Origin of the sequence: Microbacterium galbinum, assembly GCF_023091225.1 — a bacterium.
Lineage (GTDB): Bacteria > Actinomycetota > Actinomycetes > Actinomycetales > Microbacteriaceae > Microbacterium > Microbacterium galbinum.
In genome coordinates, this window is sequence record NZ_JAHWXM010000001.1 from 69,303 (window position 1) to 92,463 (window position 23,161).

The 23,161-nt window shown below is 67.7% G+C and carries 24 protein-coding genes; 20 read left to right on the forward strand and 4 right to left on the reverse strand.

Translation table 11 applies throughout. From position 1 onward, the window contains the following. The first annotated feature begins 10 nt into the window (after positions 1 to 10). The 15 genes from murC to KZC52_RS00405 all read left to right on the forward strand — a co-directional run bounded on the left by murC (position 11) and on the right by KZC52_RS00405 (position 15,883). A complete protein-coding gene (gene murC, locus KZC52_RS00335; RefSeq protein WP_247622088.1) occupies positions 11 to 1,411 on the forward strand; it encodes a UDP-N-acetylmuramate--L-alanine ligase in 1,401 nt (466 codons plus the stop codon). Between the two features lie 105 nt (positions 1,412 to 1,516). After that, positions 1,517 to 2,368 carry a cell division protein FtsQ/DivIB gene (locus KZC52_RS00340; RefSeq protein WP_308194244.1) on the forward strand — a complete coding sequence of 284 codons (852 nt, stop codon included), beginning with the start codon at positions 1,517 to 1,519 and terminating at the stop codon, positions 2,366 to 2,368. A 164-nt stretch (positions 2,369 to 2,532) separates the two neighbouring features. After that, positions 2,533 to 3,687 (forward strand): cell division protein FtsZ, encoded by a 1,155-nt coding sequence (gene ftsZ, locus KZC52_RS00345; protein WP_247622089.1) that lies wholly within the window; start codon positions 2,533 to 2,535, stop codon positions 3,685 to 3,687. Next, the gene (locus tag KZC52_RS00350) at positions 3,684 to 4,364 is read left to right on the forward strand and encodes a YggS family pyridoxal phosphate-dependent enzyme (RefSeq protein WP_247622090.1); all 681 of its coding nucleotides are present in this window, start codon (positions 3,684 to 3,686) and stop codon (positions 4,362 to 4,364) included. Before ftsZ ends, KZC52_RS00350 begins: the two co-directional genes overlap by 4 nt. 43 nt (positions 4,365 to 4,407) lie before the next feature. Further along, positions 4,408 to 4,878 carry a cell division protein SepF gene (locus tag KZC52_RS00355; RefSeq protein ID WP_247622091.1) on the forward strand — a complete coding sequence of 157 codons (471 nt, stop codon included), beginning with the start codon at positions 4,408 to 4,410 and terminating at the stop codon, positions 4,876 to 4,878. 6 nt (positions 4,879 to 4,884) lie between these two features. Then, a complete protein-coding gene (locus KZC52_RS00360; RefSeq protein WP_247622092.1) occupies positions 4,885 to 5,181 on the forward strand; it encodes a YggT family protein in 297 nt (98 codons plus the stop codon). 152 nt (positions 5,182 to 5,333) lie between these two features. Continuing rightward, positions 5,334 to 5,939, forward strand: coding sequence for a DivIVA domain-containing protein (locus tag KZC52_RS00365; RefSeq protein ID WP_247622093.1), 606 nt, complete (start codon positions 5,334 to 5,336; stop codon positions 5,937 to 5,939). Between the two features lie 97 nt (positions 5,940 to 6,036). Beyond that, positions 6,037 to 6,573, forward strand: coding sequence for a signal peptidase II (lspA, locus tag KZC52_RS00370; RefSeq protein ID WP_247622094.1), 537 nt, complete (start codon positions 6,037 to 6,039; stop codon positions 6,571 to 6,573). Between the two features lie 2 nt (positions 6,574 to 6,575). Beyond that, positions 6,576 to 7,496 (forward strand): RluA family pseudouridine synthase, encoded by a 921-nt coding sequence (locus KZC52_RS00375; RefSeq protein WP_247622095.1) that lies wholly within the window; start codon positions 6,576 to 6,578, stop codon positions 7,494 to 7,496. A gap of 48 nt (positions 7,497 to 7,544) precedes the next feature. Further along, complete coding sequence (locus KZC52_RS00380; protein ID WP_247622096.1) at positions 7,545 to 8,120, forward strand: GNAT family N-acetyltransferase; 576 nt, start codon at positions 7,545 to 7,547, stop codon at positions 8,118 to 8,120. Between the two features lie 56 nt (positions 8,121 to 8,176). Then, on the forward strand, positions 8,177 to 11,695 hold the full coding sequence (gene dnaE / locus KZC52_RS00385) for a DNA polymerase III subunit alpha (protein ID WP_247622097.1): 3,519 nt from the start codon (positions 8,177 to 8,179) through the stop codon (positions 11,693 to 11,695). 67 nt (positions 11,696 to 11,762) lie between these two features. Next, the gene (locus tag KZC52_RS00390) at positions 11,763 to 13,046 is read left to right on the forward strand and encodes a hypothetical protein (protein WP_247622098.1); all 1,284 of its coding nucleotides are present in this window, start codon (positions 11,763 to 11,765) and stop codon (positions 13,044 to 13,046) included. Position 13,047: 1 nt separating this feature from the next. Then, the gene (gene hisD / locus KZC52_RS00395; RefSeq protein WP_247622099.1) at positions 13,048 to 14,352 is read left to right on the forward strand and encodes a histidinol dehydrogenase; all 1,305 of its coding nucleotides are present in this window, start codon (positions 13,048 to 13,050) and stop codon (positions 14,350 to 14,352) included. A 9-nt stretch (positions 14,353 to 14,361) separates the two neighbouring features. Further along, positions 14,362 to 14,832, forward strand: a complete 471-nt coding sequence (nrdR, locus tag KZC52_RS00400; RefSeq protein ID WP_247622100.1) for a transcriptional regulator NrdR — start codon at positions 14,362 to 14,364, stop codon at positions 14,830 to 14,832. A gap of 10 nt (positions 14,833 to 14,842) precedes the next feature. Continuing rightward, complete coding sequence (locus KZC52_RS00405) at positions 14,843 to 15,883, forward strand: quinone-dependent dihydroorotate dehydrogenase (protein WP_247622101.1); 1,041 nt, start codon at positions 14,843 to 14,845, stop codon at positions 15,881 to 15,883. A 65-nt stretch (positions 15,884 to 15,948) separates the two neighbouring features. On the opposite strand, the gene KZC52_RS00410 is transcribed toward KZC52_RS00405, so the two are convergent. Further along, positions 15,949 to 16,521, reverse strand: a complete 573-nt coding sequence (locus KZC52_RS00410; protein WP_247622102.1) for a DUF3043 domain-containing protein — start codon at positions 16,519 to 16,521, stop codon at positions 15,949 to 15,951. 46 nt (positions 16,522 to 16,567) lie between these two features. Here KZC52_RS00410 and KZC52_RS00415 point away from each other — a divergent pair, with 46 nt between their 5' ends. From KZC52_RS00415 to KZC52_RS00435, 5 genes are all read left to right on the forward strand, one after another. Then, positions 16,568 to 17,977: a dipeptidase gene (locus KZC52_RS00415; RefSeq protein WP_247622103.1), complete on the forward strand. Its 1,410-nt coding sequence runs from the start codon at positions 16,568 to 16,570 to the stop codon at positions 17,975 to 17,977. A 102-nt stretch (positions 17,978 to 18,079) separates the two neighbouring features. After that, positions 18,080 to 18,442, forward strand: a complete 363-nt coding sequence (gene erpA, locus KZC52_RS00420) for an iron-sulfur cluster insertion protein ErpA (protein ID WP_247622104.1) — start codon at positions 18,080 to 18,082, stop codon at positions 18,440 to 18,442. A 96-nt stretch (positions 18,443 to 18,538) separates the two neighbouring features. Further along, positions 18,539 to 19,438 carry an aa3-type cytochrome oxidase subunit II gene (gene ctaC, locus KZC52_RS00425; RefSeq protein ID WP_247622105.1) on the forward strand — a complete coding sequence of 300 codons (900 nt, stop codon included), beginning with the start codon at positions 18,539 to 18,541 and terminating at the stop codon, positions 19,436 to 19,438. Positions 19,439 to 19,441: 3 nt separating this feature from the next. Further along, positions 19,442 to 21,175: an aa3-type cytochrome oxidase subunit I gene (gene ctaD, locus KZC52_RS00430; protein WP_247622106.1), complete on the forward strand. Its 1,734-nt coding sequence runs from the start codon at positions 19,442 to 19,444 to the stop codon at positions 21,173 to 21,175. A 3-nt stretch (positions 21,176 to 21,178) separates the two neighbouring features. After that, positions 21,179 to 21,613, forward strand: coding sequence for a cytochrome c oxidase subunit 4 (locus KZC52_RS00435; RefSeq protein ID WP_247622107.1), 435 nt, complete (start codon positions 21,179 to 21,181; stop codon positions 21,611 to 21,613). A 51-nt stretch (positions 21,614 to 21,664) separates the two neighbouring features. Here the strand turns inward: KZC52_RS00435 and KZC52_RS00440 are convergent, their stop codons facing one another. Genes KZC52_RS00440 through KZC52_RS00450 form a run of 3 tightly spaced genes read right to left on the reverse strand, consistent with a single transcriptional unit; the run spans position 21,665 to position 23,083 of the window. Next, entirely contained in the window at positions 21,665 to 22,084 is a 420-nt protein-coding gene (locus KZC52_RS00440; RefSeq protein WP_247622108.1) for a rhodanese-like domain-containing protein, read from the reverse strand. A 40-nt stretch (positions 22,085 to 22,124) separates the two neighbouring features. Next, on the reverse strand, positions 22,125 to 22,673 hold the full coding sequence (locus tag KZC52_RS00445) for a GNAT family N-acetyltransferase (RefSeq protein ID WP_247622109.1): 549 nt from the start codon (positions 22,671 to 22,673) through the stop codon (positions 22,125 to 22,127). A 2-nt stretch (positions 22,674 to 22,675) separates the two neighbouring features. Then, positions 22,676 to 23,083 carry a RidA family protein gene (locus KZC52_RS00450; protein ID WP_247622110.1) on the reverse strand — a complete coding sequence of 136 codons (408 nt, stop codon included), beginning with the start codon at positions 23,081 to 23,083 and terminating at the stop codon, positions 22,676 to 22,678. Positions 23,084 to 23,161: the final 78 nt, after the last annotated feature.

Sequence of the window (23,161 nt, forward strand, 5' to 3'; positions counted from 1 at the left end):
TGAGAACGACATGATCAGACCTGACCTCTCCCTGCCGATTCCCGATTCGATCACGGCCGCGCACTTCATCGGCATCGGCGGTTCGGGTATGAGCGGTCTCGCTCGGATGTTCCTCGATGCGGGTATCCGCGTCTCGGGATCCGACCGGGCCGACAGCGACAACCTGCGGGCCCTGGCGGCGGCCGGTGCGACGGTGCACATCGGGCACGACGCGGCCCACCTCGGAGATGCCGACACCGTCGTGCACACCGGAGCGATCTGGCCCGAGAACCCCGAGTTCGTCACCGCGAAGGAGCGGGGACTCCACGTGATCCATCGATCCCAGGCGTTGCACTGGCTGATCGGCGACCGTCGACTGGTCTCGGTCGCGGGGGCCCACGGCAAGACGAGCTCCACCGGGATGATCGTCACGGCGCTGCGCGATCTCGGCGCGGACCCGCACTTCGTCAACGGCGGAGTGATCGAGCAGCTCGGCGCGTCGAGCGCCACCGGATCCGGCGACCTCTTCGTGATCGAGGCAGACGAGTCCGACGGCACGTTCCTGCTCTATGACACGGCGGTCGCGCTCATCACGAACGTCGACCCCGACCACCTCGACCACTTCGGCTCGGAGGAGGCGTTCCACGAGGCGTTCGTCCGGTTCGCGGACGGCGCGTCCGAAGCGGTCGTGATCTCCAGCGACGACGCGGGAGCGCTCCGCGTCGGTGCGGACCTCTCGCACCCCCGGGTGATCACCTTCGGCCAGGCCGAGGACGCCGACCTGCGTGTGACCGAGATCGAGACCGCCGGCGGGGTCGCCGCCACGCTCACGCGCGATGGTGAGAGCGTGCGCATGCAGCTCGCCGTCCCCGGCGTGCACAACGCGATCAACGCGGCCGGCGCGGTCGCCGTGCTCGGCGCGCTCGGCTACCCGCTCGCGGACGCCGTGCGTGCGGTGGAGGGTTTCGCCGGTACCGTTCGGCGCCTCGAGCTGCACGGCATCGCCCGGGGCGTGAGCGTCTACGACGACTACGCGCATCACCCGACGGAGGTCCGAGCGGCGCTCGAGGCGATGCGCGGCATCGCCGGATCCGGCCGCCTGATCGCGATCCAGCAGCCCCACACGTACTCGCGCACCCAGCACATGTACCAGGAGTTCGCCGACGTCCTCGAGACGTACGCCGACCACACGGTGATGCTCGACGTCTACGGCGCGCGGGAGGACCCGGTTCCCGGAGTCACGGGCGAACTCGTGAGCGGCGCGTTTCGTGATCCCTCGCACGTGCACTTCGTCGCCGATTGGCAGCAGGCCTCGGATTACACCGCGACGGTCGCGCGCGACGGCGACGTCGTGGTGACCCTCGGGTGCGGGAACGTCTACCAGATGATCCCGCAGGTGCTGGAGGCGCTGAGCCGGACCGACGGGGCGTAGCAGGTGCGACGTCCAGCTCCGCTTCCGACCGATCGGCCGAAGGAACCGGGCGCGAGTCCGTCGACGTCCCGGTCACGGCCCCGCGCGCCGCGCGAGGTCGGACCGGTGGGTGCGGAGACGACGCCGGAGAGCGCCGACCTCGGTATCGAAGCGGGAGCGGATGCGCTGATCGATTCGCCCACCGATGCGTCGGGCGATGCGCCGACGTCCACGCGCGACGTCTGGCGCGCGGCCCGCGCTCGTCGCAAGGCGCTGCGGGCGGAGATCCGCCGCTTCACTCAGCGTTCCCGTCGGCGACGCATCGTCGGCTGGAGCATCGTCGGCTCCCTTCTGCTGCTGGTGGGGGGCAGCGTCGCCGCCGCTTACAGCCCGCTCTTCGCCGTCGAGAAGATCACGATCGTCGGTGCCACCACCCTGGACCCCGCCGCCATCGAGGCGGCGCTCGGCGATCAGATCGGCACGCCGCTCGCGCTCGTCGACAGCAGTGAGATCAAAGCGGCGCTCATCGGCTTCCCCCTCATCGAGACATACGCGCTCGAGGCGCGCCCGCCGCACGACCTGACGGTGCGCATCGTCGAGCGCACCCCGGTGGGCGTGCTCCGCTCCGATGCCGGGTACACGCTCGTCGACGCGGCGGGTGTGGCACTCGCGACCACGACGGACCAGCCGGCAGGGCAGCCCCTCCTCGACATCGCAGGCGGTACCGACTCGAGCGCTTTCGAGAGTGCCGGCCTCGTCGTGCGCTCGCTCCCGGCGGACGTCCGCGCGCAGTTGACGGGTGTGCGTGCGACCACCGCCGATGACGTGACGTTGACGCTGAGCAGCGGTCTGACGGTGGTGTGGGGAAGCGAAGACGAGTCGGCGACGAAGGGCATCGTGCTCGCGAGGGCCCTCGCCGCGAACCCCGGCGCCGGGACGATCGACGTCTCGTCCCCGAACGCCGCCGTCGTCGGCTGACGACTTTCGCGAGGAAACGCGCGACACGCCCATCCCGTTGCGCGCGCATGCCGATGCGGCGCATACCTTCGATCAAGAGAACGCAATACCGGGAAATACTTTACACCTCTACTTGAGGTTTAAGGTTTGGCCCGATCCAGGCTCGAAAAACTCGGAGGCCGGCCATGAGCCAGAACCAGAACTACCTCGCCGTGATCAAGGTCGTCGGCGTCGGCGGTGGCGGCGTCAACGCCGTCAACCGCATGATCGACCTCGGTCTCCGCGGAGTCGAGTTCATCGCGGTGAACACCGACGCGCAGGCGCTGCTCATGAGCGACGCCGACGTCAAGCTCGACGTCGGACGCGAGCTCACCCGCGGGCTCGGTGCCGGAGCCGACCCGGAGGTCGGTCGTCGTGCCGCCGAGGATCACGCGGAGGAGATCGAGCAGGCCCTCACCGGTGCCGACATGGTCTTCGTCACCGCGGGCGAGGGAGGCGGTACCGGAACGGGTGGCGCCCCTGTCGTCGCACGCATCGCCAAGTCGATCGGCGCTCTCACCATCGGTGTCGTCACCAAGCCGTTCTCTTTCGAGGGCCGCCGCCGCCAGAGCCAGGCCGAGGCCGGTGTCGCGAAGCTCAAGGAAGAGGTCGACACCCTCATCGTGGTGCCGAACGACCGTCTCCTCGAGATCAGCGACCGCGGGATCTCGATGATCGAGGCGTTCGCGACGGCCGATCAGGTGCTCCTCGCCGGTGTGCAGGGCATCACCGACCTCATCACCACGCCGGGTCTGATCAACCTCGACTTCGCCGACGTGAAGTCCGTCATGCAGGGCGCGGGCTCCGCGCTCATGGGCATCGGCTCCGCTCGAGGCGCCGATCGCGCGATCAAGGCTGCCGAGCTCGCCGTCGAGTCGCCGCTGCTGGAGGCATCTATCGAGGGCGCCCACGGTGTGCTGCTGTCGATCCAGGGTGGCTCCAACCTGGGCATCTTCGAGATCCACGATGCCGCGGATCTCGTCAAGGAAGCGGCGCACCCCGAGGCGAACATCATCTTCGGTACCGTCATCGACGACACCCTCGGCGACGAGGTGCGTGTGACGGTCATCGCCGCCGGCTTCGACGGCGGCGAACCGTCCCTGCGCCTCGACCCGATGGTCGTGTCGCGTCCCGCGACCGCGACGCTGCCGGAGGTCGCGCTCTCGGATGAGAAGGATGCCGTGGCGGAGGACGAGACCACCGAGACCGAGCCCTCCGCGGCTCCTCAGCGCACGCACACGACCAGCATCGAGCCGGCGTTCGCCGACGACGACATCGACATCCCCGAATTCCTGAAGTGACCGACCTGGGAGCGCGGCTGTCGGCGATCGACGAGCAGATCGCCGACGCCGCGCGCCGGGCCGGGCGAGATGCGACCGAGATCACCCGCATCGTCGTGACGAAGTTCCATCCCGCAGAGCTGGTGCGCGAGCTCGCATCTCTCGGGGTGCGGGAGGTCGGGGAGAACCGGCAGCAGGAGCTGTCCGCGAAGCGCGACGAGCTCGAGGCGCTGGACCTCACCTGGCATTTCATCGGTCAGGCGCAGACGAACAAGGCGGCGGCGATCCGTCGCAGCGCTGACATCGTCCACTCCGTGGATCGGGTGCGCCTCGCCGACGCGCTGCATCGTGCCGCCGAGGACGACAGCGTCCTCGACGTGCTCGTCCAGATCAATCTCACGCCCGACGCCGGGCGGGGTGGCGTCGAGCCCGCCGAGGCCGCCGCTCTCGCCGAGCACGTCCTCGCGCTCCCGTCCCTCAGACTGCGCGGGGTCATGGCCGTCGCCCCTCTCGACGAGGAACCGGCATCCGCTTTCGCGCGTCTGCACCGCGTCGCCGAGGAGGTGAGCGGGGTCGCTCCCGACGCCACGTGGATCTCCGCGGGGATGACCGGCGACTTCGCCGAGGCCATCGCCGCAGGCGCGACACACCTTCGGATCGGGTCGGCAATCACCGGCCCCCGCCCCGACCGGGGTTAACCTCTACAAAGACCAACCCGTATCGTTCGAACCGGAGGACACGATGGGTAACCCGCTGAAGAAGACCATGGTGTACCTGGGCCTCGCCGATGAGGAAGAAGCCTATGAAGAAGAGCAGCAGGCACCCGCTCGCGCTCACCGCGAGCGCGACCGCGACCGTGAAGAGCCGGCACCGGCTCCCGTCACCCCGTTGCGCCGCCCCGTCGCCGTCCGTCAGCCTTCGGTGGGTGCCGTGAACGAGATCCTGACGGTCCACCCCAAGCAGTACCGTGACGCTCAGCTGATCGCCGAGAGCTTCCGCGAGGGCGTTCCGGTCATCATCAACCTGTCCCAGATGAGCGATGCAGACGCCCGCCGTCTCATCGACTTCGCCAGCGGTCTCTCCCTCGGCCTCTACGGTCGTATCGAGCGCGTGACCTCGAAGGTCTTCCTGCTCTCGCCGGAGAACATCGCTGTCTCGGGCCAGGGGGGTATCGCGCACGCGGACGCGGAGTCCGCGGGCTTCGATCAGTAGTAAGCCGTGCAGCTGGTCTCGATCGCCGCGAGCATCATCCATCTGGTGCTGCTGCTGTACATCTTCGTCCTCTTCGCGAGGCTGATCCTCGACTACATCCCGCTGTTCAACAGGGAGTGGCGACCGAAGGGCTTCGGCCTGGTCGTCGCCGAAGCCGCTTACACGGTGACCGATCCGCCGATCCGGTTCTTCCGGCGGATCATCCCGCCCCTGCGGATCGGAACGCTGTCGTTGGACTTCGGTTTCGCCCTGACGATGCTCATCGTGCTGATCCTGATGAACATCGTCCGGCTCTTCATCTGACCCCTGCCAGTTCTCACTCCTGAGTGTCGTGACATCGCGGCGCCAAGGTGCGGGGGCTATGCTGGCTCCCAGGTGCGCGCCCCGGGTTCGCGCCACATCACGATCACGCCATATCGACACTGGCAACCGAACTCACCGAAAGAGGAGCCATCATGGCACTTACCCCGGATGACGTCGTCACCAAGCAGTTCCAGCACGTTCGCTTCAAGGACGGCTTCGACCCGGACGAGGTGGACGACTTCCTCGACGAGATCGTCATCGAGTGGCGCAAGGCCCTCGAGGAGAACGTCGAACTCAAGGCCAAACTGGCCGCTTACGAGTCGGGCGCCACGCCCGCCGCAGAGTCGGCCGAGGCCGCTCCGGTCGCCGAGGCGCCTGCGGCTCCGGCACCCGTCGCCGAGGCTCCCGCGGAGCCCGCTCCCTCCGGCTCCGCCACGGCGACCGCCGGGATCATCGAGCTCGCGCAGCGTCTGCACGACGAGCACGTCGCCGAGGGTGAGGCGAAGCGCAACCAGCTCATCGCCGACGCCGAGACCGAGGTGGCCCGCATCCGCACCGAGGCGGAGGCGAAGCAGCGCGAGGAGTCGGCTCGACTCGAGCGCGAGCGCAACACGCTCGAGGCCCGTATCACCGAGCTCCGCAACTTCGAGCGCGACTACCGTTCGCAGCTGCGCGGCTACATCGAGGGTCAGCTCCGCGACCTCGACGAGAAGTCGGCCTCCACGGACTCGACGCCCGTCTCCGCGATCGGACTGTAGGTCGTAGGTCTTGAGCCCACGCCTTCCCCTTCGTCGGTCGGCGGCCGGTGCGATCGTTGCGATTCTCGCAGCGCTCGTGCTGGCCGCCGATCAGTTTGTGAAGTACCTCACCACCGAGAACCTTCCCTACCAGGAGCCGGTTCCCGTCCTCGGTGAGTTCCTTCAGCTGTACTACGTCCGCAATCCCGGAGCGGCGTTCTCGCTCGGGTCGGACGTCACCTGGATCTTCACGATCGCCCTCGCGGTCGTCGCCGGCGTCATCGTCTGGAAGGCGTTCGGTCTGCGCTCGCGGCTCTGGGCCGTCGTGCTCGGCGCGCTGCTCGGCGGTGTACTCGGCAACCTCGGAGATCGCCTCTTCCGCGACCCCGGCTTCCCGGTGGGACACGTGGTCGACATGATCTCGATGCCCTGGATGATGCCCGCGATCTTCAACATCGCCGACATCTTCATCGTGTGCGGCATGATCTCGGTCGCACTGCTCGTCGTCTTCGGGCTGCGCTTCGATGGCTCCCGCGAGCGCGACCACGCGCCCGTCGAGACGGAGGAAGAGGCCGAGGCCGCGGCAGCGGAGCAGGAACTCGCGGCACGCGACGTCGTCGAACGACCGGCGGCGCCGGTCGAAGACGAGCGCTGATCGTGGAGTCGCGTTCACTGCCGGTGCCCGACGGCCTCGAGGGCGCGCGCGTCGACGCCGCTCTCGCGAAGATGCTCGGTTTCTCGCGAACCTTCGCTGCGGAGGTCGCGGCGTCGGGCGGCGTGCGCCTCGACGGCGTGACCCTCGACAAGTCCGACAGGCTGCGCGGTGGGGGATGGCTCGAGGTCGAATGGCAGCCCAAGGAAGGTCCGAAGATCGTTCCGATCGCGGTGCCCGAACTCGGGATCGTCTTCGACGATGACGACATCGTCGTGGTCGACAAGCCGACCGGTGTCGCGGCCCATCCCTCCCTCGGTTGGGAGGGGCCGACGGTGGTGGGTGCGCTGGCGGCCGCCGGCTTCCGGGTCGCGACCAGCGGTGCGCCCGAGCGTCAGGGCGTGGTGCACCGGCTCGACGTCGGCACGAGCGGCCTGATGGTCGTCGCCAAGACCGAGACCGCCTACACGCACCTCAAGCGCGCCTTCAAGGAGCGCACGGTCGAGAAGATCTATCACGCGGTGGTTCAGGGGCATCCCGACCCGCTCGCGGGCACGATCGATGCGCCGATCGGTCGCCACCCGAACCACTCCTGGAAGTTCGCGGTCACCCCCGACGGCAAGCCCTCGGTCACCCACTACGAGACGCTCGAGGCGTTCCCCGGCGCGTCGCTTCTCGAGATCCATCTCGAGACCGGGCGCACTCACCAGATCCGCGTGCACATGGCCGCGCACCGGCATCCGTGCGTCGGTGATCCTCTGTACGGGGCCGACCCCACGCTGTCCGCCCGCCTCGGTCTCACGCGGCAGTGGTTGCATGCGCATCAGCTCGCGTTCTCGCATCCGGCTACCGGCGAGTGGGTGCAGTTCGAGTCTCCGTATCCGGCCGATTTCCAGCACGCCCTGGCGGTCCTCCGAGACGAGTGATCACTCGTCGCTCCGGCGGATGTCGGATGCCGGGGAGATACTGAGGTCATGGACATCGAGGTTCGGCCCGCCACGGTCTTCGCCGACGTCGCGACGCTGGTCGGCCCGAAGACGCCGACGTCGAACGTCTGCTTCTGCCTGAGCTATCGGATCGGCAACGCCGAGAACCAGGAGCTCCGCGGCGAGGAACGCGCCGAGCGTGTGCGCGGTCTCTGCGCCGAAGACCCGCCTCCCGGGGTGATCGCCTATCTCGACGACGAGCCGGTCGGCTGGGCGGCGGTGCATCCTCGACGCGACACGAGTTTCGCCACCAATCGCAGGATCCCGCACATCGACGACGTCGACGTCTGGTCGTTGTGGTGCATCCGGGTGCGTCCGGGGCATCGCAAGCAGGGCATCTCGCACGCCCTGGTCGACGGGGCGGTCGCTTTCGCACGCGCACAGGGGGCGCCGGCGATCGAGGCGTATCCGGTCGACAACGCGGGGGAGCGGGTCGACCTGACGATGGCCTACGTCGGCACGCGCGCGCTGTTCGAACGGGCGGGCTTCGAGAAGTCGGCCGAGACGACTTCGCATCTGAACGGATTCCCGCGCGTGCTGATGCGGCTCGACCTGTCGGACTGACACCCGCGGACCCCGATCGGCGACCCGATGTCGGACGCCGAAAGTAGACTCGAACCATGGCATCCGACTCCTTCGTCCACCTGCACGTGCACAGCGAGTACTCGATGCTCGACGGGGCGGCGAAGATCAACGCGATGACCCAGGCGGCCGCGGAATACGGCATGCCGGCGATCGCCGTCACCGATCACGGCAACACCTTCGCGGCCTTCGAGTTCTACAACGCGGCGCGCAACGCGGGGGTCAAGCCCATCATCGGGCTCGAGGCGTACATGACGCCGGGCACCCACCGCAGCGACAAGACGCGCGTGCAGTGGGGATCGCCCGACCAGAAGAGCGATGACGTGTCGGGTTCGGGCGCCTACACCCACATGACGATGTGGAGCCAGAGCACCGAGGGCATGCACAACCTCTTCCGCATCAGCTCGCGGTCGAGCATGGAGGGGTACTACTTCAAGCCCCGCATGGACCGAGAACTGCTGCAGACCTACGGCAAGGGGCTGATCGCGACGACCGGATGCCCGTCGGGCGAGGTGCAGACGCGACTTCGCCTCGGGCAGTACGACGCGGCGCGCGCGGCGGCCGCCGAGTTCCAGGACATCTTCGGCAAGGAGAACTACTTCGCCGAGATCATGGATCACGGGCTCTCGATCGAGCGCCGGGTGATGACCGACCTGCTGCGTCTGGCGAAAGACCTCCACATCCCGCTGGTCGCGACGAACGACTCGCACTACACCCACCAGCACGAGGCCGACGCCCACGAGGCCCTGCTGTGCGTGCAGTCGGGATCGACGCTCGACGACCCCAATCGCTTCAAGTTCGACGGCGACGGCTACTACATCAAGACCGCGGCCGAGATGCGTCAACTGTTCCGCGATCACCCCGAGGCGTGCGACAACACGCTCCTGATCGCCGAGCGCTGCGAGGTGGAGTTCAACACCGCGGCGAACTACATGCCGCGCTTCCCCGTGCCCGACGGAGAGACCGAGGACAGCTGGCTCGTCAAAGAGGTCGAGGCCGGGCTCCACTACCGCTACCCGGGCGGCATCCCCGACAAGGTGCGCAAGCAGGCCGAGTACGAGACCGGCATCATCCTCCAGATGGGCTTTCCCGGATACTTCCTCGTCGTGGCCGACTTCATCAACTGGGCGAAGGACAACGGCATCCGGGTCGGTCCGGGTCGTGGTTCCGGTGCGGGATCGATGGTCGCGTACGCGATGAGGATCACGGATCTCGACCCTCTCGAGCACGGCCTCATCTTCGAGCGCTTCCTCAACCCGGATCGTGTCTCGATGCCCGACTTCGACGTCGACTTCGATGACCGTCGCCGCGGCGAGGTCATCGAGTACGTGACCAAGAAGTACGGCTCGGAGCGCGTCGCGCAGATCGTCACCTACGGCACGATCAAGTCCAAACAGGCTCTCAAGGACGCGGGGCGCGTGCTCGGGTTCCCGTTCAGCATGGGCGAGCGTCTGACCAAGGCGATGCCGCCCCCCGTGATGGGCAAGGACATGCCCCTCGACGGAATGTTCGATTCCGCCCACCCCCGCTACAAAGAGGCGAGCGAGTTCCGTGCACTGATCGACACGGATCCCGAGGCGAAGACGGTCTTCGACCGTGCGCTCGGTCTCGAGGGCCTCAAGCGCCAGTGGGGCGTGCACGCGGCCGGTGTGATCATGTCGTCCGACCCGCTGCTCGACATCATCCCGATCATGCGCCGCGAACAGGACGGACAGATCGTCACGCAGTTCGACTACCCGTCGTGCGAGTCGCTCGGCCTGATCAAGATGGACTTCCTGGGGCTGCGCAACCTCACGATCATCTCCGACGCGCTCGACAACATCCGCATGAACAGGGGAGAGGAGCTCGATCTCGAGCACCTCGCTCTCGATGATCAGGGCGCGTACGACCTGCTCGCGCGAGGAGAGTCGCTCGGCGTGTTCCAGCTCGACGGCGGCCCGATGCGGTCGCTCATGCGTCTGATGAAGCCCGACAACTTCGGTGACATCTCGGCTCTCATCGCGCTCTACCGCCCGGGTCCCATGGGGGCGAACTCCCACACGAACTACGCGCTGCGCAAGAACGGCCAGCAGCCCATCACGCCGATCCACCCGGAGTTCACCGAATCACTCGCAGACATCCTCGAGGAGTCCTACGGTCTGATCATCTACCAGGAGCAGGTGATGGCGATCGCCCAGCGCGTCGCCGGGTTCTCGCTCGGTCAGGCAGACATCCTCCGGCGTGCGATGGGCAAGAAGAAGAAGTCCGAGCTCGACAAGCAGTTCGCGGGCTTCCAGGCGGGAATGCACGCCAACGGATACTCCGACGGGGCGGTCAATGCGCTCTGGGAGATCCTGCTTCCGTTCTCCGACTACGCCTTCAACAAAGCGCACTCCGCCGCCTACGGAGTCGTCTCGTACTGGACCGCTTACCTGAAGGCGCATTACCCTGCCGAGTACATGGCGGCGCTGCTCACCAGCGTCGGCGACTCCAAAGACAAGATGGCTCTCTATCTCAACGAGTGCCGCCGCATGGGTATCAAGGTGCTGCCGCCCGATGTGTCGGAGTCGATCAACTACTTCGCGGCCGTCGGCGACGACATCCGCTTCGGGCTCGGCGCGGTGCGCAACGTCGGAAGCAACGTCGTCGAGGGCATCGTGCAGGCGCGGAAGGACGAGCGCTTCACCTCCTTCCACCACTTCCTCGACAAGGTTCCGCTGCACGTCGCGAACAAGCGCACGGTCGAGTCCCTCATCAAGGCCGGTGCCTTCGACACGATGGGCGACTCCCGTCGCGCGCTCGTCGAGATCCACGAGGACGCCGTCGAGGCCGCCGTCGACCGCAAGCGGAACGAAGCCCAGGGCGCGATCGGATTCGACTTCGACAGCCTGTACGACGGTATGGAGGAGGCTGCGCCGGCGAAGGTGCCGGCGCGCCCGGAATGGATCAAGAAGGACAAGCTCGCGTTCGAGCGGGAGATGCTGGGGCTCTACGTCTCCGATCACCCGCTGGCCGGACTCGAGGTTCCGCTCGCGAAGCACGCCTCCATCTCGATCCACGACCTCAACAACTCCGAGGACCTCCAGGACGGCGACCAGGTCACCGTCGCGGGTCTTGTGACGAGTGTCCAGCATCGCGTGGCGAAGGCGAGCGGGAACCCGTACGGCATGATCACGGTCGAGGACTTCAACGGCGAGGTCACCGTGATGTTCATGGGAAAGACGTACACCGAGTTCCAGCACGTCCTCCAGCAGGATTCGATCCTCGCCGTGCGCGGGCGTGTCTCGCGACGCGACGACGGGCTCAACCTCCACGCGCAGTCCGCATTCGCTCCCGACGTCGGGTCGTTCGACGCCGCGGGGCCGCTCGCCCTCGTGCTCGCCGAGCAGCGTGCCACGGAGCGCGTGATGCACGAGCTCGCCGACGTGCTCCGGCGCCACTCGGGTGAGACCGAGGTCCTCCTGCGTGTGCATCGCGGCGGCACCGCGAAGGTGTTCGAAGTGCCCATGCCCGTGAAGGTCTCCGCCGATCTGTTCGGTGACCTCAAGTCGCTCCTCGGGCCGGGCTGCCTGGGCTGAGCGGGTAGTATCAGGACGCGTCGGAACGCGCCTCCCCCCTCTGCGCGTCGTGACGAAAGGAAGACCCATGAGTACCGATATCCCCGACAACGCGGATGCCGAGAACGAGGCGTTCCTCGATGATGACGGTGTCCTGTACGACGAAGAGGTCACGCCGGAGTTCGGCATCCTCGGGTTCACCCTCCGGGAGCTCTCGATCGCCGGCGTCTGGCTCATCGCCTTCGTCATCTCCTTCTTCCCGCTGACCGGTGGCACCTCCATCTGGGGAGCGGGTATCCAGTGGATCCTGCCGATCGGCGTGCCGACGGCAGCCGTGTTCCTGCTCGTGCTGCGGCGGTTCTCGCCCGACGGCATCCGCCGAGTCGGCTCCCTCGGGATCGATCAGTTCGCATCGGTCGCCTTCACCGTCTCGGCGGTGACGTGGATCAGCGCGCTGTGGTCATCGATCGCCGCGGCGATCGAGTTCGGTGTCTGGACCCTCAACTGGGTCGGCATCGTGCAGCTCCTCGCTTCCCTCGCGCTGGTCGCGCTGACGGTCTTCGCTCCGATCATCCCGGGCCTGAAAGAGGACTTCCACGGCCGCCTCGTCACTCTCGCGCATCGCAACGCGAACCCGGTGCGCCCGGTGATCGCTCGCCCGCGGGCCGAGCGCGCCGCCCCCGCCGATGCGGAGGGCGCCGCCGCACCCGAGACCTTCGCACCCGAGACATTCGCGCCCGAGCCGGACTCGAACGAGCCGGACACGAACGAGCAGGCCGCGCCCGATTCCGTTTCGGCCCACGACGGATCCTGGGACGGTGCAGAGCCGCCGACCACGCGACGTGCCGCTCTCGACACCGACACCCCCGACGGCTACGCGACCGACGAGATCGCGCGCTTCGATCTGCCGCAGCAGGTCCCGCTGGCCGCGCACGCCTCGGGTGGAGGAACCGGTACCGAGGAAGCGGTCGCCGAGGAGGAGTACACCCCGTCGTACTCCCGTCGCTCCCGTACCCCTGAGATCATCTCCGACACCGGTGAGATCGAGTCCTTCCTCGAAGAGGTCGCCGAACCGGTGCCGGCTCCGGCCAGCGCGGCAGCGGAGCATCCGACCGACGTGTTCGGCGACGAGTCCGTCGTCACGGATCCCGAGGCGACCCGTCCCCGCGATTGCGCGCAGGCCGCGCAGCCCTTCTGGATCCTCGCCCCGTCCGAGCGCGACGTGCACGACGAGCGCGGCGAGGCGATCTTCCGCATCGGCCCCCAGGCCTGGGCGCTCGTGATCGAGGACCGCGGTGGCGCCTTCGTCGTCCGGCACGATGACGGCCGCATCGGATACCTCCACGACATCTCCGGCATCACGAAGGGCTGAAGTGCGAATCATCGATCTGCGAGGGCGCGAGCTCTCGCCGGCAGACATGCTCGCGGCCGTGCCGCGCGCGACCCAGGCACGCGCCGAGGCGCTCGACACGGCCGCGCGGCTCGTCGACGACGTGCGCACGCAGGGGGAGTCCGCACTGCGTGATCAGGCGGAGCGCTTCGACCGCGTCACCGAGCACGCGATCCGCGTTCCGGCCGAGCACATCTCGGAAGCGCTCGACGCGCTCGCACCCGAGGTGCGCGCCGCACTCGAAGAGGCGATCCGCCGCGTGCGTCTCGCCTCCGCTGCCCAGGTACCCGCGGATCAGACGACCCTTCTCGGTCCGGGTGCGCGCATCGTGCAGCGGTGGCAGCCCGTCACCCGCGTGGGTGTGTACATCCCCGGGGGCAAGGCGGTGTATCCGTCGAGCGTCATCATGAACGTGGTTCCGGCGCAGGTCGCCGGCGTCACGCAGATCGCCCTCGCCTCACCGCCTCAGGCCGACCAGGGCGGGCGCATCCACCCCACGATCCTCGGAGCGGCCGCACTGCTCGGCATCAGCGAGGTCTACGCGATGGGAGGCGCCGGTGCGATCGGCGCGTTCGCGTGGGGCGTCCCCGGCGTCGGGCTCGATCCCGTCGACGTGGTGTCCGGTCCGGGCAACAACTACGTGGCCTCCGCGAAGCGGGCGGTCGCGGGTGTGGTCGGGACGGATTCCGAGGCGGGAGCGACCGAGATCCTCGTCGTCGCCGATGCCTCCGCCGACGCCCGTCTCGTCGCCGCCGACCTCGTCAGCCAGGCCGAGCACGACGAGCAGGCCTCCGCGGTTCTCGTCACCGATTCCGAAGACCTCGCCGCTCGAGTGGCGCACGACGTCGCGGCTCAGGGAGCTGCCACCCGGCACAGTGACCGGGTGTCCGCCGCTCTCGACGGACCGCAGTCCGCGATCGTGCTCGTCGACGATCGTGCGATGGCGGCGGCCTTCAGCAACGCGTACGCACCCGAGCACCTCGAACTGCACCTCACCGACGCCGAGGCCGCGGCATCCGCCTTCACCAGCGCGGGCGCCGTTTTCGTCGGCGACCAGACGCCGGTCAGCCTGGGCGACTACATGGCCGGCAGCAACCACGTGCTGCCGACGGGGGGACAGGCGCGGTACGCGCCGGGCCTCGGCGCCTACACGTTCCTGCGCCCGCAGCAGGTGATCTCCTACGACCGGACCGCTCTCGCCGAGGTGCGCGACGGCGTGGTCGCGCTGGCGAACAGCGAGATCCTCCCCGCGCACGGCGAGGCGATCGAAGCACGATTCACGGAGTAGGTTGTACGGATGCATTGCCCCTTCTGCCGTCATCCCGATTCGCGTGTGATCGACTCGCGCACGAGCGATGACGGCCTCTCGATCCGCCGACGCCGACAGTGCCCCGAGTGCGGCGGGCGGTTCACGACCACCGAGACCGCGAGCCTCAACGTGATCAAGCGCTCGGGCGTGATGGAGCCGTTCAGCCGGGAGAAGGTCATCTCCGGCGTCCGTAAGGCCTGCCAGGGCCGCCCGGTCACCGAAGCGGACCTCGCGATCCTGGCGCAGCGCGTCGAGGAGGCCGTTCGACAGACGGGTGTCTCGCAGCTCGACACGAACGAGATCGGACTCGCCATCCTCGGCCCGCTCCGCGATCTCGACGAGGTGGCGTTCCTCCGCTTCGCGAGCGTGTATCAGGCCTTCGACTCGCTCGAGGACTTCGAATCCGCGATCACCGATCTCCGAGCCGACCACGCGAAGGCGGAGTCCGCCGACCGGTAATCTGGCAGTGATGTATCCGCTGCTCTTCCGCGCTGTCCTCTCGCGCTTCGATCCCGAGTTCGCCCACCACGCCGGCATGGCGGTGATCCGTGTGCTCGGTGTGCCGCCGTTCTCGACCGTCACCCGCTCGCTCACGCGTCCCGATCCGTCGCTGCAGGTGAAGGCCCTCGGGTTGACCTTCCCGTCGCCGTTCGGCATCGCCGCGGGCTTCGACAAGAACGCGGTCGGCGTGCGCGGATTCGCTGCACTCGGATTCGGTCACGTGGAGGTCGGGACGATCACGGCGATCCCGCAGGACGGGAACCCGAAGCCACGGCTTTTCCGGCTCGTGCCCGACCGTGCGGTGGTCAACCGGATGGGCTTCAACAACAAGGGAGCGGATGCCGCCGCACGGCGGCTCTCGAGGCTGCGGCGCGGTGCCCCGAACACCGTCATCGGCGTGAACATCGGCAAGAGCCGTGTCGTCGACGTCGAGGACGCGACCGCGGACTACGTCGCCTCGGCCACCCGGCTCGCGCCGCTCGCCGATTACCTCGCCGTGAACGTCTCGTCGCCGAACACGCCGGGACTCCGCGGTCTGCAGGCGGTCGAGACGCTGGCCCCGCTGCTGCGCGCCGTGCGCGACGCCTCGGGTGCGACGCCGCTGCTGGTGAAGATCGCCCCCGATCTCCCCGACGAGGAGATCACCGCGATCGCTCAGATGGCCGTCGCCGAGGGACTCGCGGGGATCATCGCCCACAACACCACGATCAGTCGAGACGGATTGCGCACCGACCCCGCGATCGTCGCGGCGGCCGGTGCGGGCGGACTGTCGGGGGCGCCGCTGAAGGAACGGTCGCTCCAGGTGCTGCGCGTCGTACGCGCCGCGGTGCCCGCGGACTTCTGCGTCATCGCGGTCGGGGGAGTGGAGACGGCCTCCGACGTCGAGGAGCGCCTGGCGGCCGGCGCGACGCTGGTGCAGGGATACACGGCGTTCCTCTACCGCGGTCCGCTCTGGGCCCGTCAGATCAATCGCGGACTCCGGAATCGCCTACCTCTGTCGCAGGGCTGACGCCCGTACGAGGAACGCCTCGTCTCCGCAGGGAGACGAGGCGTTCCTTCGTGAACGGGACCGGATCAGTCGGGGTACTGGCCGCGCTTGACCTGCGGCTTCGGCAGGCGCATGAAGCGCATCTGCAGCGAACGCATCGCGGCGTACCAGCCGAGGCCGCGTTCCATGCGCTCCTGTCCGAACTTCGCTGCGACTTTGCGCTTGACGCGGATGCCGAGGAGGATCATTCCGCCGATCGCGATGACGAGGTACGCCATCATCACGAGGTAGGCGTAGTAGGAGACCAGAGTGCTGAACGGCACGAGCGTCGCGAGGATCACGAGCACCATCACAGCCATCACGAATTCGGCGGGGTGCCAGCCGGCATCCACGTAGTCGCGCACCCAGCGGCGCTGCGGGCCCTTGTCGCGGGCCGGGAGGTACTTCTCCTCACCCGCGGCCATACCGGCCTGTGCGCGGGCTCGTCGCTCGTTGAGCTCGGCGCGGGCCGCGGCCTTGGCCTCTTTGGTGTTGGCCACGAGGGGGCGACGGCGGGCGGCCTCCTGCTCGGCGCGGCTCGGCGTCGCCCGGCCCTTTCCGACGGCGGGCGTCTCGGCGGCGTCGTCGTTCGTCGAAGGGGATGCAGGAGTAGTGGCCACGAGGTTCCTCGGTTCGCTGACGGGGGATCACCTTAAGATTACTCGCATGACCTCTGCTGAGATTCCCCCTGTCTCCGAAACGGACATCCTCGAGGCGGTGGCGACCGGGAACCCGGCCGCGCTGTCGGACCTCGGGCACCTCGTCCGCATCCCGGGAATGGCCTGGCCGGCGTTCGATCAGACCCAGCTCGAGCGCAGTGCCGAGGCCGTGGCGGCGCTCGCGACGGACACCGGCGTCTTCGACGAGGTGCGCATCCTCCGTGCCGACATCCCCGGAACGGACGAGCACGGACAGCCCGCCGTCCTGGCGACCCGTGCGGCCCGGAACGGGCGTCCCACGATCCTGCTCTACGCGCACCACGACGTGCAGCCTCCCGGGGATGACGCGCTCTGGGAGACACCGCCGTTCGAGCCGACCGTGCGCGACGGTCGCCTCTATGGGCGGGGAGCGGCCGACGACAAGGCAGGGATCATGGCGCACATCGCCTCCATCCGCGCCGCGGCGGAGGTGATCGGCGACGACCTCGATCTCGGGATCGCGATGTTCATCGAAGGCGAGGAGGAGTACGGCTCGCGCTCGTTCGCGCAGTTCCTCTCCGACAACAAGGAAGCTCTGCGTGCCGATGCGATCGTCGTCGCCGATTCGGGCAACTGGGATTCGACGACGCCCGGACTCACCGTGTCGCTGCGGGGGAACGCGCGGTTCACGATGCGCGTCCGCACCCTCGACCACGCCTCGCACTCGGGGATGTTCGGTGGGGCGGTGCCCGACGCGATGATGGCGACCGTCACGCTCCTCTCGACGCTGTGGAACGCCGACGGCTCGGTGGCCGTGGACGGGATGACGGAACGGGAAGCGGCGACACCGGAGTACACCGAGGAGACGTTGCGCGATGAGGCCGGGCTCCTGCCCGGCACGATGCCCATCGGCGGGGGCACGATCCTCAGCCGCATCTGGAACAAGCCGTCGGTCACCGTGATCGGCATCGACGCCACGAGCGTGGCCGCGGCTTCCAACACGCTCCTCCCCGAAGTGACGGTCGTCATCAGCGCCCGCGTCGCACCGGGCCAGACCGGGCAGGAAGCGTACGAGGCTCTGGAACGTCACCTGCGTGCGCACGCCCCGTTCGGCGCGGAGCTGACGTTCTCCGACGTCGACCTGGGTAACGGTTTCCTCGTCGACACCTCCGGATGGGCGGTCGCGCTCACACGCGACGCCATGCGAGACGGGTACGGCGTCCCTCCCGTCGATCTGGGCGTCGGCGGCTCCATCCCGTTCATCGCCGACCTGGTGCGGGAGTTCCCCGAGGCGCAGATCCTCGTCACCGGCGTGGAGGATCCGCACTCCCGCGCCCACAGCCCGAACGAGTCGCTGCATCTCGATACCTTCCGCAACGCGGTCGCGACCGAGGCGCTCCTGCTGGCTCGGATGAACGCTCTCACGCTCCCGCAGTGACCCTCAGTCGCACGGTTCTCTCCGGATCTCGCCGACTTCGCCGAGGGCAGCGGTAGAATTGCGGGGAAAGCCGTGCGACTGCGGCCCGTCACAAGGAGCGACATGAGCGACACCACCCTGACCTCAGAGACCACCAAGGCCCACGGCATCAGCCTCACCGACGCGGCCGCGACCAAGGTGAAGAACCTGCTCGAGCAGGAGGGTCGCGACGACCTTCGCCTGCGCGTCGCCGTCCAGCCCGGCGGATGCTCCGGCCTGATCTACCAGCTCTACTTCGACGAGCGCTACCTCGAGGGCGACGAGACCGTCGACTTCGACGGCGTCGAGGTCATCGTCGACAACATGAGCGTGCCGTACCTCGATGGTGCATCCATCGATTTCAAGGATTCGATCTCGGAGCAGGGCTTCACGATCGACAACCCCAACGCGGCCGGCAGCTGCGCCTGCGGCGACAGCTTCCACTGAGCGGAACCACCCCGTCAACCTGCGTGGTTGGCATGAATCGGGTGTGAGGTTGCTCTAGACTTGGGTGTGCCCTATCCGCAATCTGAAAGGTGCATCGTGCCCTCGAAACGCCGCCGCCTTCGTTGGGCCGCACTCCCTCTGGGAGTCGCGGCAGCTGTGGCCCTGGCGGGATGTACCACCGCCGAGCTGAACGGCTATCTCCCCGGCTTCGTCGATGATGGCCCCGCTGCCACCAACCAGACCGAGCGCGTGTCGTCGCTCTGGGTGAACTCCTGGATCGTCCTTCTCGCCGTCGGTGTCATCACCTGGGGCCTCATGGCCTGGGCCGCGATCGCATACCGCCGTCGCAAGGGCCAGACGGGTCTTCCCGTCCAGATGCGCTACAACATGCCGATCGAGATCTTCTACACGATCGTGCCGCTGATCCTCGTGCTCGGGATGTTCTTCTTCACCGCGCGTGACCAGGCCGCGATCGAGACGCAGTGGGACGACCCCGACGTCGAGATCACCGCGATCGCGAAGCAGTGGGCGTGGGACTTCCAGTACGACGCCGACTCCGAGGACGACACCGTCTGGACGATGGGTATTCAGGCCCAGCCCGACGCCGAGGGCAACATCGACCAGTCGCAGCTGCCGACCCTGGTGCTCCCGGTCGACCAGAAGGTCACGATCAAGCTGCAGTCCCGCGACGTCATCCACTCCTTCTGGATCATCGACTTCCTCTACAAGAAGGACATGTACATCGGCAAGGACAACTCCTGGTCGTTCATCCCCACCCGCGTGGGGGAGTACGCCGGGAAGTGCGCCGAGCTCTGCGGCGAGTACCACTCGATGATGCTCTTCAACGTGAAGGTCGTCGAGCAGGACGAGTACGACGCGTACCTCGAGACCCTCAAGGACAAGGGCAACACGGGAGACATCACGGACGCTTACGACCGTCTGTCGAACTACCCCGGAACGACCCCGAAGAACGACTCCGAAGAAGGAGAGGAGTAAGCCATGTCGACGACTGAAGCACCCCGCACCGACGAGGCGAACCGCTCCCGTCCCACGACTCTGCCCCCGCGCCAGGCCTCGCTCATGAGCTCTTCGCGCGTCGAGCAGAAGGGCAACATCGTCGTCAAGTGGATCACCTCCACCGACCACAAGACGATCGGGTACATGTACCTCATCGCCTCGGTGCTGTTCTTCCTCCTCGGAGGAGTGATGGCCCTCGTCATCCGCGCCGAGCTCTTCGCTCCGGGTATGCAGATCATCCCGACGAAGGAGCAGTACAACCAGCTGTTCACGATGCACGGCACCATCATGCTGCTGATGTTCGCGACGCCGCTGTTCGCGGGCTTCGCCAACGCGATCCTGCCCCTGCAGATCGGCGCCCCCGATGTCGCGTTCCCGCGTCTGAACGCCTTCGCCTTCTGGCTCTTCCTGTTCGGATCGACGATCGCCGTCGCCGGCTTCCTCACCCCTCAGGGCGCGGCATCCTTCGGATGGTTCGCCTACCAGCCCCTCGCGAGCGCCTCGTTCTCGCCGGGAGCGGGTGGAAACCTGTGGATGCTCGGACTCGGAATCTCGGGATTCGGCACCATCCTCGGCGCGGTGAACTTCATCACCACGATCATCACGATGCGTGCACCGGGCATGACGATGTGGCGCATGCCGATCTTCTCCTGGAACACGCTCGTCACGAGCCTCCTGATCCTGATGGCATTCCCGGTCCTCGCGGCCGCGATCTTCGCCGCCGGCGCCGACCGCGTGCTCGGTGCCCACATCTACGACCCGGCCAACGGCGGCGTCCTGCTCTGGCAGCACCTGTTCTGGTTCTTCGGGCACCCCGAGGTCTACATCATCGCGCTGCCGTTCTTCGGCATCGTCTCGGAGATCTTCCCGGTGTTCAGCCGCAAGCCGATCTTCGGTTACAAGACGCTCGTCTACGCGACGATCGCGATCGCCGCTCTCTCCGTGGCCGTGTGGGCTCACCACATGTACGTCACCGGATCCGTGCTGCTCCCGTTCTTCGCGCTGATGACGATGCTCATCGCCGTGCCGACGGGTGTGAAGATCTTCAACTGGATCGGCACGATGTGGCGAGGGTCCGTGACCTTCGAGACTCCGATGGTCTTCTCGCTCGGCTTCCTCGTCTCGTTCGTCTTCGGCGGTCTGACGGGTGTCATCCTGGCGGCCCCGCCGCTCGACTTCGCTCTGTCGGACTCCTACTTCGTCGTGGCGCACTTCCACTACGTCGTCTTCGGAACCGTCGTGTTCGCGATGTTCGCCGGCTTCTACTTCTGGTGGCCGAAGTGGACCGGACGCATGCTCAACGAGCGTCTCGGCTACGTCCACTTCTGGATGCTGTTCATCGGCTTCCACATGACCTTCCTCATCCAGCACTGGCTGGGCGTCGACGGCATGGTGCGTCGTTACGCGGACTACTCTGCGGCCGATGGCTGGACCTGGCAGAACCAGGTGTCGACGATCGGTGCGATGATCCTCGGTGCGTCCATGCTGCCGTTCTTCCTGAACGTCTGGATCACGGCCCGCAAGGCGCCGAAGGTCACCGTCAACGACCCGTGGGGCTACGGAGCATCGCTCGAGTGGGCGACCTCCTGCCCGCCGCCGCGTCACAATTTCACGTCGATCCCGCGCATCCGCAGCGAGCGCCCGGCCTTCGATCTGAATCACCCCGAAGCAGCGGAGTTCGCCACCACGGCTCCGGGCGAGCGAGAGGTCCACTGAGCCATGCGCGACAACGTCATTCTCTGGTGGATTCTCACCGCTTTCTTCGCCCTGGTCGGAGTGATCTACACCGGCTGGCACATCCTCGCGACGCCGGATGACAACTTCGCCATGCGGATCGAGTGGGTCGGCACGACCGCACTGTTCTTCGCCGCCTTCATGGGCGCGATGATCGCGTTCTACCTCGACCGCACGCACAATGCGCAGGGTGGAGAGCTGCCGGAAGACATCCTGACGTCGGACATCGACGACGGCGACCCCGAGCTCGGCGAGTTCAGCCCGTGGTCGTGGTGGCCGCTGGTCCTGGCGGCCTCCGCCGGTGTCTTCGTGGTCGGTCTGGCCGTCGGACACTTCCTCCTGCCGATCGGCCTGGCGATCTTCGTCGTCGCGATCGTCGGCTGGGTGTACGAGTACTACCGCGGTAACTTCGCTCGCTGATCGGGCGAACGAACGAAGAGGCCCCCGGGATTCCCGGGGGCCTCTTCTGCGTCACGAGCGGCTGCGTATCCGAGGGATTCCGGTGAGCGGGTCGACGGGCCGGTGGTGCACGCCATCCGCGTCCTCCACCGGATAACCTTCCCGAGCCCAGTACTCGAATCCGCCGATCATCTCGCGCACCGCGTAGCCGAGGCGGGCGAAGGCGAGGGCCGCCTTCGCGCCGGCGTTGCATCCGGGACTCCAGCAGTAGACGACGACCTCGCTGTCGGCAGGGAGCTCTGCAGGCGCTCGGGTCTCGATCTCGCTGTAGTGCATGTGCGTCGCGCCGGCGACGCGTCCCTGGGCCCAGGCTTCGGCGGAGCGCACGTCGATCACGACCAGCGGCTTCCCCGCTCTAAGGTCGGCATGGACGTCACTGGCGTCGGTCTCGTAGGCGAGCTTGGCGGCGAAGTAGTCGGCGCGATCGATCATGTCTCTCAGAGTAGGAGAGGCACGGGTCGGTCCGCGCTCATCAATCGGTCGCTCGTGGGTCTTTTCCGGCCAGGTGCGTCCGGTCGTCGACGTCGGCCGTCATCTGCACCCGGCGACCGTAGCGATCGATCCCGAGCTCTGCTTCGGTGTCGATCAGAGCTCGCTGGAAAGCCGTCTCGGGGAGGCTCTCGAGGAATCCGCAGGTGGCGTAGAACGGTGCGTTCCAGGGCACCTCGGCGTACGTGCGCAGTGTGACACGGGAGTAGCCACGTTCGTGCGCCTCACGCAGGGCGGCGCGCACCAGAGCGCGCCCGTGCCCCTGCCGTCCCGCCGAGGGAATCACCGACAGCTGTTCGAGGTGCGCGTGTCCGTCCGCGTCGAGCACGTGCACGAATCCGACGGGGGAGCGCGTGTCCTCGTCTTCGATGAGCAGAATGAACCCGGGAGCCGCGAGGCGGGCCGCGCCGTCCTCTGCGTCGGGCCACTCCCAGGCGCCGAGAGCGTCGATGAGGAGGGCATCCGCTGCCGACTCGATCGCCTGCACGTGTTCGGCGTCGGTCGAGAGGGCAGGGCGGATTGTGCCGCTCACCGTCAGGCTCCCTGCACCGCGGCGATCGCCTCGATCTCGACCAGCTGGTCGTCGTACCCGAGCACCGTGACACCGAGAAGGGTGCTCGGGACATCGTGGGATCCGAATGCCGCTTCTACGACGTTCCAGGCGGTGACGAGGTCGGCCTGGCGTGTGGAGGCCACCAGCACGCGCGTGCTGATGACGTCTGTCAGTGCGGCACCCGACGCGGCGAGAGCGCCCCGCAGGGTCTCGACGCAGCGCGCTGCCTGAGCAGCGTAGTCGCCCGGGGCGGTCGTGGAGCCATCGTCTTCGAGCGGGCAGGCGCCGGCCAGGAAGATGAGGCGGGAGCCGGCGGGAGCCGTCGCGGCATAGGCGTACGGGGTGTCGGCGAGGGAGTCGGAACGGATGAGTCGGACTACGGACGTCATGCTTCGATCCTCCCATGGGAACATCGAAGGGCCCTGTCCGCGTGGACAGGGCCCTTCGAGAGGGGGAGCGGCGGGACG

Excerpts from the sequence above, each read along its gene's own strand:
- murC (WP_247622088.1), top strand. The coding sequence starts at position 11 with ATGATCAGACCTGACCTCTCCCTGCCGATTCCCGATTCGATCACGGCC.
- ftsZ (WP_247622089.1), top strand. The coding sequence starts at position 2,533 with ATGAGCCAGAACCAGAACTACCTCGCCGTGATCAAGGTCGTCGGCGTC.
- KZC52_RS00355 (WP_247622091.1), top strand. The coding sequence starts at position 4,408 with ATGGGTAACCCGCTGAAGAAGACCATGGTGTACCTGGGCCTCGCCGAT.
- KZC52_RS00365 (WP_247622093.1), top strand. The coding sequence starts at position 5,334 with ATGGCACTTACCCCGGATGACGTCGTCACCAAGCAGTTCCAGCACGTT.
- KZC52_RS00380 (WP_247622096.1), top strand. The coding sequence starts at position 7,545 with ATGGACATCGAGGTTCGGCCCGCCACGGTCTTCGCCGACGTCGCGACG.
- dnaE (WP_247622097.1), top strand. The coding sequence starts at position 8,177 with ATGGCATCCGACTCCTTCGTCCACCTGCACGTGCACAGCGAGTACTCG.
- KZC52_RS00390 (WP_247622098.1), top strand. The coding sequence starts at position 11,763 with ATGAGTACCGATATCCCCGACAACGCGGATGCCGAGAACGAGGCGTTC.
- nrdR (WP_247622100.1), top strand. The coding sequence starts at position 14,362 with ATGCATTGCCCCTTCTGCCGTCATCCCGATTCGCGTGTGATCGACTCG.
- KZC52_RS00405 (WP_247622101.1), top strand. The coding sequence starts at position 14,843 with ATGTATCCGCTGCTCTTCCGCGCTGTCCTCTCGCGCTTCGATCCCGAG.
- KZC52_RS00415 (WP_247622103.1), top strand. The coding sequence starts at position 16,568 with ATGACCTCTGCTGAGATTCCCCCTGTCTCCGAAACGGACATCCTCGAG.
- erpA (WP_247622104.1), top strand. The coding sequence starts at position 18,080 with ATGAGCGACACCACCCTGACCTCAGAGACCACCAAGGCCCACGGCATC.
- ctaD (WP_247622106.1), top strand. The coding sequence starts at position 19,442 with ATGTCGACGACTGAAGCACCCCGCACCGACGAGGCGAACCGCTCCCGT.
- KZC52_RS00435 (WP_247622107.1), top strand. The coding sequence starts at position 21,179 with ATGCGCGACAACGTCATTCTCTGGTGGATTCTCACCGCTTTCTTCGCC.
- KZC52_RS00440 (WP_247622108.1), bottom strand. The coding sequence starts at position 22,084 with ATGATCGATCGCGCCGACTACTTCGCCGCCAAGCTCGCCTACGAGACC.
- KZC52_RS00450 (WP_247622110.1), bottom strand. The coding sequence starts at position 23,083 with ATGACGTCCGTAGTCCGACTCATCCGTTCCGACTCCCTCGCCGACACC.